Annotated in this window: 15 protein-coding genes and 4 pseudogenes; 13 read left to right on the forward strand and 6 right to left on the reverse strand. The window is 44.9% G+C overall.

The genetic code is table 11. The features are described 5' to 3' along the window. Positions 1-63: 63 nt before the first annotated feature. Positions 64-837, forward strand: coding sequence for a type IV toxin-antitoxin system AbiEi family antitoxin domain-containing protein (locus JCM15907_RS08305; protein ID WP_018964971.1), 774 nt, complete (start codon positions 64-66; stop codon positions 835-837). Further along, positions 834-1,624, forward strand: a pseudogene (locus JCM15907_RS11520) (nucleotidyl transferase AbiEii/AbiGii toxin family protein). Before JCM15907_RS08305 ends, JCM15907_RS11520 begins: the two are co-directional and overlap by 4 nt. Positions 1,625-1,797: 173 nt before the next feature. On the opposite strand, the pseudogene JCM15907_RS08320 reads toward JCM15907_RS11520, so the two are convergent. From JCM15907_RS08320 to JCM15907_RS08335, 3 genes and pseudogenes are all read right to left on the reverse strand, one after another. Further along, positions 1,798-3,096 (reverse strand): annotated as a pseudogene (locus tag JCM15907_RS08320) (helicase-related protein); the annotation flags it as partial. 239 nt (positions 3,097-3,335) lie between these two features. Continuing rightward, positions 3,336-4,592 (reverse strand): MobV family relaxase, encoded by a 1,257-nt coding sequence (gene mobV / locus JCM15907_RS08325; protein ID WP_025843450.1) that lies wholly within the window; start codon positions 4,590-4,592, stop codon positions 3,336-3,338. Positions 4,593-4,921: 329 nt separating this feature from the next. Next, positions 4,922-5,851 (reverse strand): DUF8464 domain-containing protein, encoded by a 930-nt coding sequence (locus tag JCM15907_RS08335; protein ID WP_023939355.1) that lies wholly within the window; start codon positions 5,849-5,851, stop codon positions 4,922-4,924. Between the two features lie 180 nt (positions 5,852-6,031). Between JCM15907_RS08335 and JCM15907_RS13050 the strand changes: the two genes are divergently transcribed. The 9 genes from JCM15907_RS13050 to JCM15907_RS08385 all read left to right on the forward strand — a co-directional run bounded on the left by JCM15907_RS13050 (position 6,032) and on the right by JCM15907_RS08385 (position 9,988). After that, positions 6,032-6,391, forward strand: a complete 360-nt coding sequence (locus tag JCM15907_RS13050) for a hypothetical protein (protein ID WP_023939356.1) — start codon at positions 6,032-6,034, stop codon at positions 6,389-6,391. Between the two features lie 151 nt (positions 6,392-6,542). Beyond that, the gene (locus JCM15907_RS08350; protein ID WP_006948555.1) at positions 6,543-6,821 is read left to right on the forward strand and encodes a helix-turn-helix domain-containing protein; all 279 of its coding nucleotides are present in this window, start codon (positions 6,543-6,545) and stop codon (positions 6,819-6,821) included. 2 nt (positions 6,822-6,823) lie between these two features. Beyond that, positions 6,824-7,111, forward strand: a complete 288-nt coding sequence (locus tag JCM15907_RS08355) for a helix-turn-helix domain-containing protein (protein WP_025843452.1) — start codon at positions 6,824-6,826, stop codon at positions 7,109-7,111. Between the two features lie 90 nt (positions 7,112-7,201). Continuing rightward, positions 7,202-7,594 (forward strand): VOC family protein, encoded by a 393-nt coding sequence (locus JCM15907_RS11530; RefSeq protein ID WP_036885645.1) that lies wholly within the window; start codon positions 7,202-7,204, stop codon positions 7,592-7,594. A gap of 38 nt (positions 7,595-7,632) precedes the next feature. Beyond that, a complete protein-coding gene (locus JCM15907_RS08365) occupies positions 7,633-7,902 on the forward strand; it encodes a helix-hairpin-helix domain-containing protein (protein ID WP_025843453.1) in 270 nt (89 codons plus the stop codon). A gap of 107 nt (positions 7,903-8,009) precedes the next feature. After that, complete coding sequence (locus tag JCM15907_RS08370) at positions 8,010-8,510, forward strand: hypothetical protein (protein WP_024990992.1); 501 nt, start codon at positions 8,010-8,012, stop codon at positions 8,508-8,510. Between the two features lie 16 nt (positions 8,511-8,526). After that, the gene (locus tag JCM15907_RS08375) at positions 8,527-9,120 is read left to right on the forward strand and encodes a type 1 glutamine amidotransferase family protein (RefSeq protein ID WP_370664417.1); all 594 of its coding nucleotides are present in this window, start codon (positions 8,527-8,529) and stop codon (positions 9,118-9,120) included. Between the two features lie 26 nt (positions 9,121-9,146). Next, the gene (locus JCM15907_RS08380; RefSeq protein ID WP_006948561.1) at positions 9,147-9,548 is read left to right on the forward strand and encodes an SRPBCC family protein; all 402 of its coding nucleotides are present in this window, start codon (positions 9,147-9,149) and stop codon (positions 9,546-9,548) included. After that, the gene (locus tag JCM15907_RS08385) at positions 9,545-9,988 is read left to right on the forward strand and encodes a GNAT family N-acetyltransferase (protein WP_023939364.1); all 444 of its coding nucleotides are present in this window, start codon (positions 9,545-9,547) and stop codon (positions 9,986-9,988) included. The genes JCM15907_RS08380 and JCM15907_RS08385 overlap by 4 nt, the downstream gene beginning before the upstream one ends. A gap of 51 nt (positions 9,989-10,039) precedes the next feature. Here the strand turns inward: JCM15907_RS08385 and JCM15907_RS08390 are convergent, their stop codons facing one another. The 3 genes and pseudogenes from JCM15907_RS08390 to JCM15907_RS08400 form a co-directional block, all read right to left on the reverse strand. Continuing rightward, a complete protein-coding gene (locus JCM15907_RS08390) occupies positions 10,040-11,215 on the reverse strand; it encodes a site-specific integrase (protein WP_025843454.1) in 1,176 nt (391 codons plus the stop codon). Between the two features lie 4 nt (positions 11,216-11,219). Then, the gene (locus tag JCM15907_RS08395; RefSeq protein ID WP_025843455.1) at positions 11,220-12,449 is read right to left on the reverse strand and encodes a site-specific integrase; all 1,230 of its coding nucleotides are present in this window, start codon (positions 12,447-12,449) and stop codon (positions 11,220-11,222) included. A gap of 296 nt (positions 12,450-12,745) precedes the next feature. Further along, a pseudogene (locus JCM15907_RS08400) lies at positions 12,746-12,952 on the reverse strand (hypothetical protein); the annotation flags it as partial. Between the two features lie 271 nt (positions 12,953-13,223). On the opposite strand from JCM15907_RS08400, the pseudogene JCM15907_RS11535 reads away from it, so the two are divergent. After that, positions 13,224-14,442, forward strand: a pseudogene (locus tag JCM15907_RS11535) (tyrosine-type recombinase/integrase). Positions 14,443-14,477: 35 nt separating this feature from the next. Then, a complete protein-coding gene (locus JCM15907_RS08410; protein ID WP_025843457.1) occupies positions 14,478-14,948 on the forward strand; it encodes a DUF1896 domain-containing protein in 471 nt (156 codons plus the stop codon). Positions 14,949-14,996 lie beyond the last annotated feature (48 nt).

The raw sequence follows: 14,996 nt of genomic DNA on the forward strand, positions 1-14,996 counted from the left end.
TTGCAAATGGGGACGAAAAGTGTCCCTATTTGCAAATTTGAACAATAGGTGGATTGCCTGAAGATGGTTTACGGAACTTTTATTGAAAGTGTGCTTGCAGAGGGACGACTAACATTCTCTCGCGAGGAACTAATTAGTCGTGGAGTATCTCCTGAGTTAGTAAAGAGAACTATCTCTAGATATACTCAGCTGGGTAAACTATATTCTATCAGACAAGGTTTTTATGCAATTGTTACTCCAGAGTTTAGTACTCAGAATAGAGTACCAGAGGTGTTATTCATTGATGACTTAATGAAATATCTACATACTCCCTACTATGTTTCTCTATTATCTGCCGCAGCTTTACATGGTGCCGGTCATCAACAACCAATGAGTTTCTTTGTAACACAATCAGGCACAAAAATTAGGAATATTGAGACAGGAAAGCATTTGATAGATTTTACTTTATCCCAACATTGGGAAAGTGAGTCCGTTATGTCATTAAAAACAAGAACGGGATATATCCAAGTTTCCACACCAGAAGCAACAATCTTCGATTTGGTTATATCTCAAAAGAAAATCGGTTTAGGGAGAAGTATTGAGGTTATTCAAGAACTGACTGATATTATACAAAAGTCTAAAATGAGATCACTAGTTCGTTTCTACCCTGTTGCGATACGACAAAGAGTAGGGTACATCTTGGACTTCATTGGTGTAGATTCAACAATAATAGAATCTTCTCTAAAATCTGAAATCCTACATAAGGTGCCTTTTTCTCTGTCTAAACCAAGAGTTGGTACAGCTGACGAAAAGTGGAAGGTTATAATGAATGAGACAATAACAACGGATATCCTATGATTCCTCAAAGATATATTATAGAGTGGCGACATATAGCTCCGTGGACAAATGATGCCAGGTAGAGCAGGATTTGGTAATTAGTCGAGCTTTAGTTGAGATGTTTCAATCTGAGCTGTTGCGCAATGCTTTGGCTTTCCGAGGAGGAACAGCCTTGCATAAGCTATTTATTGCTCCCCAAGTGAGATACTCTGAGGACATTGATTTAGTTCAAATCTCATCAGAGCCCATAAAGCCAATCCTTATGGAAATCCGTAAGCGGTTAGCATTCTTAGGGACAAAACGTGTCGTTAAGCAACACATTCATAACAACACGATATTGTATCGATTTGAATCAGAGATGCCTCCTATTGTCAATCTCAGACTTAAAATAGAAATCAATACACGAGAGCACTTCAGTGTTCTGGGACTACAAGACTTCCCTTTTCGTGTTGAGAATTCATGGTTTTCAGGAGAGACCACCATCAATACATACAAATTAGAAGAGTTATTAGGAACAAAGTTGCGTGCATTGTATCAACGTCGCAAAGGTCGAGATCTCTTTGATTTGTATTGGTCTCTCAAGCAAGGAAATGTTGATTTAGAACAAGTATTGGCTTGTTACCAAAAGTATATGGAGTTTGTCGTAGACAAAGTCCCTTCTAAAAAACAGTTCTTAGCGAATATGGAAGATAAGATGCAGGACGAGGAGTTCCTCTCAGATATGAGAGCTATTATTCGTCCAGGGATAAATTACTCTCCGCAGGAGGCTTGGACACTGGTAAAAGAGAAACTAGTTGATTTGTTATAATGAATCTTGGCACAATCATTAGTAAAACAAATTGTGGCAAGCCTTTACTATTAGGCTTGCCACAATTTATTTTTATATTTTCCACTTGGGCTTAGAGATTACCACACGACTCATGATGCCCGGGTTTTCTGGCTCGCTCTTCTTAGGAGCATGCATAGAGGACTGCGGCGTTGTCATGTGTTGGGCAAAGTGTGAGTAGACTCTTGCGTTGCCCCTTGAGAGGTCGTGTTTTGTACTCCTCCTTGTCCTTGCCTCTTCTTCTCTCCATCTTTGATTTCTTCCTTCTCAGGCTCAGGCGGAGCAAGCTCTAAGGCAATTTTTCGGTCGAGTTCGGCAGCTTGTCCTTTGAGCAAACGCAGTTCGTTCTCCTTCTTCCACGATCCATTGGCAATTGTCGTGTACACCCCAATATCTGCCGTCGCCTTGGCAAGTTCCTTCTCATGTGTCTCAATGACCTTAGGGATACGTTCGAGGGCATTGACAAAGTTAGCACAGGCAAGTTTAGGATCACTGGCGAGCTTACCATTGTTATAGGTGTAATAGATACCTTCCTGCCCTTTGACAAAAAATCGATTGGACGACATCTGAAAGAGGTCTTTCATGGAGCTTTCTGTCTTTACCATGATAGAGAAACCGTAAATCTCTCCGATTTTGTGGTGTTCACCGTTGGTGCGGGCTTTCTCTTCAATCTCCCGCAAGCGTGCTACCATCGTCTTGATGTCGGCACCCTCTTCTATGCCTTTGAGGACAAGTTTATTGATGGGATTGCCTTCTTCATCACGCTGTACTCGGCTCTCAAATGTCACCATATCGGCTTTTGCCTCTTCAACACGCCCCGTGTGATACTCCACTGAGTGCTGCATCTCAGCCAATTTACCGCTGGCGGCATCACGCTCTTTGAGAAAGGTCTTACGCTCTGACTCAAGAGCTGTTATCTTCTTATCAAGCTTGGCTTTCTCCAAAAGGTCTGTATTACCCGAGAGTACGGCCACATATTCCGAGAAGTTCATACCGCTATCCTCGTCCATAGAACCCTCGTCAATCGTACGAGAGCCGAGCGTATTTGTCTTGAGCTGATTGATGAAGAGCTGCTTGTTGTGCAGGAGATTGAACTTATAGCTATCTAATGAACGCTCAACGGCATAGATAATGACATCAACCTTATTGTCGGCAAACTCTTTGGCCACAAGGTTCCCCTTACGGATAGCCCGTCCGTTGCGCTGCTCAAGGTCTGAAGGACGCCAAGGCGTATCGAGATGATGAATCGCTACCGCTCGCTGTTGGGCATTAACTCCCGTTCCAAGCATTTCGGTGGACCCGAACAGGATGCGTATACTTCCCTTATTCATACCCTCAATTACTACTTTTTTAGTCTTCTCATTTTTGCATTCTTGAATGAAACGGATCTCTGATGAGGGTATGCCATAGTCTTCAGTGAGCTTACGCTTGATTTCGGAATAAAAGTTCTGCTCGGAGTTAATTGCCTGAAATTCAATGCAATTTTGCATTATTTGGCTTGTATGGGTAACGATTTAGAAATGAGCGGAGTGCATTGAGGTACATTGTTTTGAATAGCCAAAGAACGCTCACTATTTCACTTGCAAAGGTACATATTTGCGAGGGAAAGTGAGCGTTCTTTCTTGAATTTCTTCTTAAAAAGTTTTTATGGGACAGAAACACAACGATGAAAGGAAAAAGCGTGTCTATTCAATTACAGCCGTTGCGAGCGGTTGCGATTGATGAGTTGTTTCCATTTCTGCTCGCACCAATCAGTTATGGGAAGCCCGTTGATGGTGAGGAGCGGTCGTTTCTTCTCATCCTTGATGATACAGATTTCGCTATCCTCTTCCGTAAACTCTCTCTTGTACAGCCCCGAATAGGTTTTAGCCGTTCCTCGCTGGGGAGTTTCCGTGCGATACATCTCCGCTATCCTGTCGTCAGAGAAACCCATCTTTCGGAGCATCAGACGGATATTCAAAAGCTGGTAGAAACCACTGAAGAAGCGTTTTATCCAATTCCGCTCTTCCTCGTAAACTTGCACAGTCTCTTTCAATTCGGCAATGGCTCTGTCCCTTCCCTTGACCGTGTCTTGCAAGAGAACGATCTCCTTTCGGATTTCATTCTTCTCCTTTTCTGAAAGATACTGCTGCCGTTCGGCTTCCTGCTCTAAGTCTTCTATGCGTTTCTCTGCCTTGTCGAGTTCGGAGTTGCCAAAGAGGGAGTACAGCGTGCCTTTCATACGGAGCTTGCCTGCCTGCTTCTCCAGCTCCTTTATCTTGGCTGTGAGTTCTGCTTCTTGGACTTTCTTCTCTTTCGTGGATTTGAGAATTTCATTGTAATACTCCATCGTAGTGCGGTGCTTGGCTTCCGAGCCGTGCACTCCCCGTTCCAATCCGAACCGTTGCACTCGCTTGGCATAGTCCGTCTGATACTGCTCCAGTTTCTTGGGCGTAAGCACATCATCGGCACAAAGTCGGACTTTGTTCTTCTTCGTCTTGTACTTCCGCTTCCCATTCTCGGCTTCCTCTTTGGCTTTCCGTCTTTCACCCGTGACAATCGGAACGACTGTGGCGTGAATATGGGGAGTATCCTCGTCTGCGTGCAGAGTGGCAACGACTACGTTGTCCGCCCCAAAAGTGGAACGAAGCCAATCCATCGATTCATCACACCATTCGTACAGGCGTCCTTCCTGCTCTATACGAGCCATATCCTCCAGTGAACTCGACAGGATAAAGCGCAGGGCTTTGACTTGGTTCTTTGCAACCTTTCGGTAGATACCGGCCGTGGCGATACGATGCTCTATCGCTTCGCTACGGTTGGTCACATTTGCAGGGAATTGCACCAATTCCCTGTTCAGGTGTGTGCGAGAAGGATCGACGTTACTCGGGGTATATGTCCGTGCTATATGAGCGGTATTTCCCGAGTCGTTGCTTCTCGCCTTGTCTATATGTAATACGGCGTAGCCCATTGTTTGAAGATTGATTTAGGGGTATCCAAAGGGGCGAAGTCCCTTGGCTCAGGAGGGTATTTTTAGCGATAACGGAGTGCAGCGTGAAGAAAATACCCTAATGAGCTATGGCATTTCTTGAAATGACCTTTCCGCAGCATCTCTTTCACTTTCGTTACCTGCTGCATTCTGTGAATGCCTGCACGCTTTGTTTCTAAGTTGGCTCTGCAAACTTGCGGTTCTGAGGAACTGCCGTAGCTATCGAAACAAAGCCGTTTATTCGCATACATTTTATTTCCTGCATCTTTGAATACCTGATGATAGAATAATGTTGTTTGCTCTGTTTTGCCTTATCGTCCAAGTCCTCGTTTACGAGGTGGTATCACCTGTTTTTGCCCTGTTCTTTGGGCGACGTGGTACTCATTGAGGTCTTTGTATCGAGCATAGTGTCGGCTCATATCCTCCACGTTGATACCTGCCGATTGGATAACTTGAAGAGCCTGTCGTCCTGCTTGGTCGTTGTCGAAGAAAGCCCGAACGGAATCGATACCTTTCTCGTGGAGGTAGGCGATGGCTCTATGGATATTGCTCACGGAGTTCAGAACGATGGAAGGCGAAATGGGTTCTTCCCTTTTCATCGTGAGATGGGAAAGAAAGTCCATAAAGCCCTCGAAGAGACAGGGCGTTTCAGAAGTACTCTCTTGAATGAGGCTTATATCCTTTGGTGCTATTGTGCCTTTGAACTTCTTGTCATCTCGGAGTTCGTACCCTCCTGCACGATTGGCAAAGCCGATGGCGGAGTATTCACGTCCTCCTACTTCGTAGCGAACGTGACGGAGATAAGGGCTTGCCGTGACAAGGTCTATCCCCCGTACCTCTCGGAGATAGCTTTGTAGAGGCAGGGGTAATTCTTCGCTGATGGAGAGAATGCTCCTTGTACTTGTAGAATTGGTCGTGAAAGCGGTTGTTTCACGATGAAAGGACGAGGAAATAAAACATTCCTCTTTACCTTCGGCAAGATGTGCCATTGCTTCGTAGGCATTGCATCCTTGCATCCGCACCACGAGGTCGATGATGCTTCCGCCTTGGCTTGTCCCATAGTCGTGCCACAAGTTTTGCCGAAAGTCCACTTTCAAGCTGGCGTTGGGGTCTTCTCGGTAGGGGGCGTGATAGAGGGCGTATCCGTTGTAACGCTTGGCAGGCTCGATACCGCAGGCGTGCAGATAGTCGGCTATCGGTATTGCCTTGATAGTGGGGAGGTCGTAATATCTTGATTTCATAAGTTGATTCGATGATTATTGTGTGAATAAAAAGTGGATTCAAACGGTGAAAGGGAAAGGCTGTCGACTCATGGAGGACGAGCCTTGTCGCACTTCTCGGTAGAGAAATAGCAAAAAGCCATTCCTCGCTTTTTCTCTTTCACTGTATATCTCCTTTCACAGTGAAAGAAGAAAGTATCTATGGCATTTTTCGTTTGCTTGTTTCTTTTCATTGTTCGTACTTCTTCTGTTTGCTTGATTTTGGACTTTCACCCGAAAAAGGATGCTGAAACCAAGTTAGAAAGCCGAACCTATACCGCCAAGGTTTACGAGGCTGTTGCTTCGAGGTACAGAAGAATGCTCCGAAAATGGACGGCACAAACGGGAAAAATTGGGACAAAAACGCTCAAAAGAAGAGAACCAAAAGTAGGACGGCTCGGAAAGCGACTTCTTCGGATTGCCAAAGCCTGCATACTTTTTCTTCGAGGGAGAAAGGAGCGTCTGTTTTCACTGATAAGAGAGCCACTTCATACCGTATCGAAGCCACAAGTACGCACTTAGAGATAAGTGGGTGAATTAGGCAATTCATGCTTGTATATTTGCCTGCGACTTCCTTGTATTTCCCTTGATTTCATCAGGTCTGGTAACAAGGATTTCGCCTGCGTACATTTGCATCCAACGAAGTAGAAATGACAATTAAAACGATATTGATATGAGATTTACCGCTATCGACACCTCCGCTTGGGAGGAACTAAAAAAGAGCATCGAAGAGTTGGCTCTTTGTATGAGAGAACAATTCGGCACGAAGCCCGAAGTCCTCGACCTGTTGCACAACGGGGACGTTTGCCGAATCCTGAACATCAGCAAACGAACGCTCCAGCATTATCGGGATACTTCCGTATTGCCCTTCATTCAAATCGGGCATAAGTGCTACTACAAACGAGAGGATGTGGAAGCACTCCTCGAAAAGTCGAACCGAAAAATACAATGACTATGGAACACGAAATCATAAATAAAGAAACGCCCGAAATAAAACAACTCATCTCAGGCATTAAGGAAGTAAGCAAACGCCTTCGGGAGATTGCCCAAACGCACCGTCCGCTCTTCGGGGGAGAAATCTATCTCACGGGGCGAGAGGTCTGCGAACGGCTTTTCATCAGCCCCCGCACCTTACAGGACTATCGGGACAAGGGCATTATCCCCTACACCCAAATCGCAGGGAAAATCCTCTATCGACTATCCGACATCAATCGACTGCTACAAGAGAACTATCGGAAATAAAGCATTTGTAAGAGATATTTTCTTACTGTTCTATTCGTCTTTCTCGCTATGAATGAGTAACTTTGTGGCGGATTAAATAATGTACAACTTATGAGACAGAAACTCACTTTAATCACATTGGGAGTAAAAGACTTTCAAAAGGCATTGGCTTTCTACGAGGGCTTAGGCTGGAAGAAATCGCAACAAAGCCAGGAAGCCTACGCATTGTGCCCTTTGGGTGGGATAGTTTTAGGATTATATCCACTGCAAGAATTGGAAAAAGACACAACGCTGAATTATCAGCAGGCGTCCTTTTCGGGCATGACAATCAGCTATAATGCCACATCGGAGGAAGAAGTCAATGCAGTGATGCAGGAAGCCGAACGGTTCGGGGCAACCATTGTGAAGCCTGCGCAGAAAGTGTTTTGGGGCGGTTACAGTGGCTATTTTAAGGATTTAGACGGCTATGTGTTCGAGGTTGCCTACAATCCTTTGGCAGATTGACAACGAGGGAAACCTTGTTATATAGTTCGTCAGATGCAATGACCAAAGAGCAGACCATTAAGGAATTAACGGTAATTCCCGGAATAGGAAAATCGCTTGCCACCGACTTGTGGAATATAGGTATAACTTCCATTGACGACTTGAAAGGCAAAGACCCCGAAGTCCTCTTTACCTTATCCAACGACTATGCTGGAGTGGTGCAAGACCGTTGTGTATTGTACGCTTTCAGATGTGCGGTTTATTTTGCACAGACGCCACCAGAGCATCGGGAAAAAGAAAAACTGAACTGGTGGTTTTGGAAAGACTGATAAAACAGTTGTCATATTCCGCCAAATATGACGACATATTTTAACCATACCAACCGACAATCGAATAACGACTAAAACAAGAAGATATGGCACGAATCACATTTAGGATGAATGAATTTATAACAGCATTGTGTAGCAATACAAGGAATGGGCGAATCCCCGAAGAATATGATTTCTTCGGAGGTCTTATAGGCGAATGGGACATTGTGTGGAACGACCATTTGGAAGATGCCGAACCACGAAAGGTAAAGGGCGAATGGATATTTTCCCGAGTATTGGACGGTACGGCAGTGCAAGACCTTTTTATCGTCCCGTCTCGTGAGGAACGCCTGATAAATAAACAACCCGATGCCGAATACGGAACGACACTCCGTATTTTTAATCCCGAGACAATGGCATGGGATATTTTCTATGGTTGTATGGGCGAGGCTATCCGACTGACCGCCCGAAAGGTTGGCAAAGAAATTATCCTGACTGAAAACACGACAGAGAAGATGAGGTATGTATTCTCTGATATAGCGACTTCTTCTTTTCTGTGGAGAAAAGAGCGAATGACCGAAAACGACGAGTGGCAAACCGTGGCGAAAGTAATGGCAGAGAGAAAATAAAATAAATGAACTGATGATGAAACAGAAAGTATTATTTATCTTATTGAATGAATATACCGATTGGGAGGGGGCTTTTCTCTCTACGGCTCTTCACGTGGGCGTGATACCGGGAGGTGAAATCAAGTATGAAGTGCATACCGTTGCCCCAACATCGGACGCTGTCCGTTCCATCGGAGGTTTCAGAACCTTGCCCGATTACTCTTTCGAGAATATGCCGAAAGATTATGCAGCCTTGGTACTTATCGGTGGCAACCGCTGGGATTCGTCCGAAGCGAAACTTGTCGCACCATTGGTGCAAGAGGCTTTAGATAAAGGTAAAATCGTCGGGGCAATATGTAACGGTGCTTCATTCCTCTGTTCTCACGGTTTCCTGAACAATGTAAAGCACACAGGCAACGGTCTCGACCAACTCAAAAAATGGGGTGGTGAGAAATATACGAATGAAGCTGGATATGTGGAAGCACAAGCCGTTAGTAACAAGAATATTGTTACGGCAAATGGTGTAGGACATTTGGAATTCACTCGTGAGATGCTTCTATTGCTGAAAGCCAATATCCCCGAACAGATTGCCCAATGGTATGATTTCTACAAAAACGGATTTGTGAGATAACGACATTTTCTGAAATCCTAAACTTTATGGTCGTAACATCAAACATAAAAGCTACGTTTCCATGCGATTTACAGAGAGTTTGGGAAATCGTAACATCGCTTACAGATTACTCATGGAGAAGTGATATTGAAAGGATAGAAGTCGTATCAGATACGCAATTTGTAGAGATTGCGAAAGGTGGGTGCAGAACTGTTTTTACAATAACAAAACAAGACCCTAACTGCCTTTGGGAGTTTGATATGGAGAATAAAAATATGAAAGGCCATTGGAGCGGTGTTTTCAGTGGAAACGAAAAGACTGCCACAATTGATTTCACGGAGTACATAGAGCCTAAGAAATGGTTTCCCAAACCGCTTGTAAAGATATATTTGAAGTACATGCAAGTCGGATATGTCCGAGATTTAAGGCAGGCATTGAAAATAAAATGACCATAGAATTTTACCCTATCAATAAACCAAGAGCAGTCGAACTTCTCGATTCTCTTATAAACGTATGGGAGAGAGCTGTTCGAGCAACTCATCTTTTTCTAACGGAACAAGATATTCAGAATCTTATTCCTCACGGTCGAAGAGCATTGAGTGTGGTTGATTTGTTTGTCGTGAATGACAATGAATGCCCCATTGCGTTTATGGGCATCTCAGACGACAAGATAGAAATGCTGTTTGTTTCGCCTGATTATTTCAGAAAAGGCATAGGAAAAAGACTTATTCGACTCGCCATTGACGAATGCAAAATACGCTATATTGATGTAAACGAACAAAATCCCAATGCTCTCGCATTCTATAAGAAAATGGGATTTCAAGTTTTCGAGAGAACAGAAACGGACGAACTTGGTAATCTTTTCCCGATATTAAAAATGAAACAATAAAGAGAAAGAGCTTGCTCCATTAATGAGGAACAAGCTCTTTTCATTTTAAGCCTATATATTCCTTTGTTGTATCAGCCTGTCCATATCCGAGGAAATCTTTTGATCAGTGATTTGGGCGTAGATTTGTGTGCTGGCAATGGACGAATGTCCCATCATTTTAGCAATGCTCTCTATCGGAATACCAGCCTCCAAGGTCAGCGTGCCGAACGAATGGCGAGCAAGATGGAATGAAAGAGACTGGCGGATACCGCAAGCCAAACCGATGGCTTTGAGGTGCGCCCAAACCTGTTTCTTGCTCTGTGTCGTGGGAAAGATTGGGGCTTCTTGATTGTTTTCTTTGGGAGGGTAAGCCGTTAGTATCTGCTCCGCTATCGGATGCAGGGGTATCAGGGCTTCCACGTCCGTTTTCTGTCGCTTCCTGCGTATGTAGCGTTTTCCCTCGCTGTTCGTTTCTATCTGACCATAGGAGAGCGAGCGGACATCAGAATACGCCAAGCCTGTGAATATGGAGAAAATGAATATCCGTCGGCTGAACTCCGCCTCCTCGTTCTGCAACGGAAGAGCGAGCAACCGTGCAACCTCCATTCTGTTGAGGAATCGAGATTTGCACACGACTCTTTCGTATTTTGCCCCCTCAAAAGGATTGCTGCGGATGGTCTGCTGACTTACTGCACGAGACATCAGCCGACTGAGCCAATAGACGAACTTGTTTGTAGAAAGTGGTGCATACCCTCTCTTAATGAGAAAATGTCGGTAGGCATCAAAGAAGTCCATCGTCAAGGTTACTATGGGTATATCCTCCTTGCCCAAAGCCCCAACAAACTCCCTAAGGTGAATATCACAACTCCGATAACTGTTGTAGGTATTCGTTCGCTTACCGACCTGCCGTTTGAGTTCCTCTGCACTTAGAGCAAGCAATGTCGTTGGATGGCTTCCAATGCCCTGTAAATGAATTTTGAGCAATTCTGCACTGACCGCCCCATATTGGAAGAGAAGAGCATTGTAGCCTTGTGTTATCCGTTCTCGAAAGAGTTGTAGGCGTTGATTTGTCTTCTTGTCGTTTGTCTCGCCAAGTTTGACACTCCATAAGGAGGGAACGATACTCTCGCCTGTGGTCATCGCTACGTTTGAGCCGTCAATGGTGATACGACAGAGGATAGCTGTTGTACCGTCTGCTTTCGTCTTGCTTCTGTTGATATAGAATAGAATTTTGAATGTACTGCGCATGGTCTTAAAGTGTAAGGGTCAAATCTTTGGTGAAGGAAATGAAACGCTCAAACTCATCGAAGAGTTTCGTTGGGGTAACGTGGGCGTATCGCTCGGTGGTCTCTATCCGCCTATGCCCCAGCATACGACTGACGGTTTCTATTGGCACCCCATTCTCAAGTGTTATCAGTGTTGCGAAAGTGTGCCGCCCTACGTGTGCGGTAATGGGAATTGTTATTCCTGCCCGATGTTGCAGCCCTTTCAGAAGATAGCGGTAAGTGGTATAAGGGATGTTCGGGAAAAGCGTATCTCGTTCTTCCGAGCTGTACTTTTCAATAATATGTTCTGCTTCGGGCAGTAATTTAACCCGACTTAAAGAATCAGTCTTCTGTCTCTGAAACTTCAACCAACTTTTGCCCTCATCGTCAAGAAAAAGATGTTCCTGATTGAGACACATCATATCACAATAGGATACTCCTGTATAGCACGAGAAGAGAAAGAGATTGCGTGCAGTCTCCAATTCCTTTTCATATTCATTCAGCTTCAGGCTCTGCAATTTCTCAAACGAAGCCTTATCTAATGCTCGTGGCATCTTTGCATCGCCTTTCTCTATTTTCACAAAGTCCAATATGGGGCGTTCCGTTATTCCCTCATTGAAAGCCATCTTGCAGGTCTTCTTGACCAATTGGGCTAACCTGCAAAAGTAAGCCTGCGAATAGCCCAGCTTGCTTTTCGCATAATGTTGGAAGTTGTCCAAGAAATCATCCTCGATTTGCGTAAAGGTCAAATCCTTGACTTTGTAATGGTTGAGAATGAAACGGCTTAACTGCTTTCGTGTATTGCGATAGATAGCAAACGATTGCCTCTTGATGTCTGTCCCGATACGTTTTTCCGCCTCTTCCACCATTCTGTCGTATTGTTGCAACAGGGTAACACGTCCTTGCATACAGCCTTGGAATGCTTCCTTGATGTCTGTGGCTGTAAATTCCACACCTCGCTCACAGAGGACTTGATACGCTTCCTGTATCGAGAGTAGAAGCCGTTCCAAATTAGCATTGGTTTCCACCGCCTCTTGGCTCTTGCCATTCAGTCGGCTTTCACGCACGTTCCACAACTTGGGATTGCACGACAGCTTACTGCTGAATTGTGCCATCGTGCGGTCGTAAGTAATACGCCCCATTATCGGAGCCAGCCCCGCCTTGTTCAATCCGCCCTTTTTGAGGTAGAGCAACACCTTCATTTTGTCTTTTTTCATACGCTTCTTTTTTATGGGCAAAGTTACCCGATTTTGAAGCGTTTTTAGCTACGCAAAACATTGTTATTCAGCGCGTAAGCGTCAATTTGCGAGATATTATAACCGCTGTGGTAATCGCTTTCCGTTACCTCGTACTAACGATATGGTTTAGACTAACGATTTGGTAACGCATCTTCTGCGCAAATCCACATTTTCTGCACTTTTCACCTCCAAGCAAACCACTGCATCAAATCGCATTTCTCACACATTTCCAAACACTTAACACTCATCTGCAACTTTCAGGACTTTACGCATATAATCTCCGAATAGACATTCCACTCTCCGGGCTTGTAAGTCCCGAGGTCAGAGAAGACAAATTGCGTTCCTTTTTGTGCCTTGTACTTTTGATAGTAGTCGTTAAGCATTTTGGCGCAGTGGGAAGCCTTATTGTCGATGTGGTCTTCGTAGGCAGGATCAATCATGCGTAGGTCAAGACTCATCTTCCGTGCGTAGTCGGCAGGCAGAAATCAAGGGATAAGTAGGGAAACGGAGAAATAGATAATCGTTTGTTTATCATAGTATTGTCGTTTTTCTGCGTTGAAAGGGGAAGGCAAAAGGGGGCGATTTTCGGCAGGAGTTCCGTGGGTAAATCGTAACCCCTTGCCGCCCGAAGCAAAAAGGGGTTACGATTTGAGTCTAAATATCTGTTGATTAGATTTTTATTCACTCCCTCTCCGCCTTTTGCATAGCTCATAAGCACTGAGTCAAAAGTAACTTTGTAACAAAGAAAAAGCTATGCAAACAGAACAACTTAAAGTCTCGTTTTTCGTGCAAGCGAAGCGAGCCGACCAGCATGGCAATGCCCCCATCTTTGGGCGTATTGCTCTCGGCAGGAGCAGTGCAGACTTCGCCGTCAAACTCAAAGCCCCTCTTGCCCTCTGGGATAGTCGTAAGCAACGACTTCTCGGCAAGAGCTATATAGCCGTAAGCCTTAATCAGCGACTGAATGAGTGTATAGCACTCATTCATACACGCTACCGTAAACTCAGTGAAAGAGGAGAAGCCGTAACAGCCCACGAAGTACGAGATGCCTACCAAGGGCAAATATAAGAGGAGGGCTTTCTATTGAAAAGCTACGAAGCCTACCTTAATCAGATGCAATCACGTATCGGTGTAGACAGAGCCTTGAAAACATTCAAGCTCCGCACCTATCAGCTCTCTCTACTTCGTGAATATGTGCGAAAGCGTTATAAGCTCAAGGATATTACCCTAAACCAGCTCGACAAAGCCTTCATTGAGGGCTTTGAGTATTACCTCACGATAGACCGAGCTTAAAGCCAAGTACTATTGCAAGCACGCTCTCTAGCTTGCAGACCATCGTCCTGCAAGCCGTAAGACGAGGCAACTTAGACCTCAATCCCTTCATCGGTTACAGCTACGACCGCCCCAAGGGCGAGCCACGAAGCATGACAAGGGCAGAATTGCAAGCTCTCATCGCCTTGGAGATAGCGTGGGAGAACTACCGCATCGTGCGAGACCTCTTCGTTTTTCCTGCTTTACAGGCTTGGCGATTTCCGATGTACGTAATCTTAGAGAGGAGCAGCTTGTAACCGAGGAGGGCGAACTATGGATTAAGGGCAGACGACAAAAGACGAAAAGCCCTTATCGTGTGCAGGTGCTACCGCCAGCCCTCACGATGATAGAGCGGTATCGAGGCAAGCGAGCAGGCTTTGTCTTTGATGTACCAAGCGTGGATGTCGTACTCAATGGCATGCACTACCTCCGAAAACAACTCCAGATGGACAGACCGCTGACCTTTCACATGGCTCGCCACACCTTTGCAACGATGTCGCTCTCTAAAGGTGTACCTATCGAAAGCGTATCGAAGATGCTAGGGCATACCAACATAAAGACCACGCAAATCTATGCTCGTATCACTAACAAAAAAATAGAGCATGATATGGAGCAACTCGCTGAAAAACTTGATAAATTCAATACCGCCATGGGCATCTAACAAAGACTTGTTTCATCTAAAATCAGAATGATATTATGAATCAGACTAAGAAAGAGCTTTCTTACTTCCGTTTGAAGTTGGAAACTTACCTCAATGATTATCACTCCGAGTTAATGACAGACACAGCCTTTATTTCAGCTCGTGTCGATGCAACACTCACCGCTTACTGCGATGCCATATCGCAGGGCTTCTCCCACCTCGAAGCTGAGGCGATGTCGAGCGAAGTCCTTTACCAAGGATTACACTTCTCTAAGCACAATACCCTTGTGTCTATTTTAGAGAATGAGTTCAGCAAAGAATTGCCCGAACCACTACCAGAAAAATTTGCTCCCATTCTACTTGGCAATCAATTCATTCAAGCAGTCTTCGCGAAGTATGACCTCACAGACGACTTCGACGGAAGCACTGAGTACCAGGCTCTCTACACCGAACTCACAGGCACGATTGTCGAGCTTATCGAGAATAACAACTTGCCTACGATGGAGAAGGCTGAAGCATCGAAGTAACTTAATCCTATCGGGAGCATTGGAGCATCAAGAGCCAAGATATACACT

It is taken from the genome of Porphyromonas gingivicanis JCM 15907 (assembly GCF_000614585.1).
GTDB lineage: Bacteria > Bacteroidota > Bacteroidia > Bacteroidales > Porphyromonadaceae > Porphyromonas > Porphyromonas gingivicanis.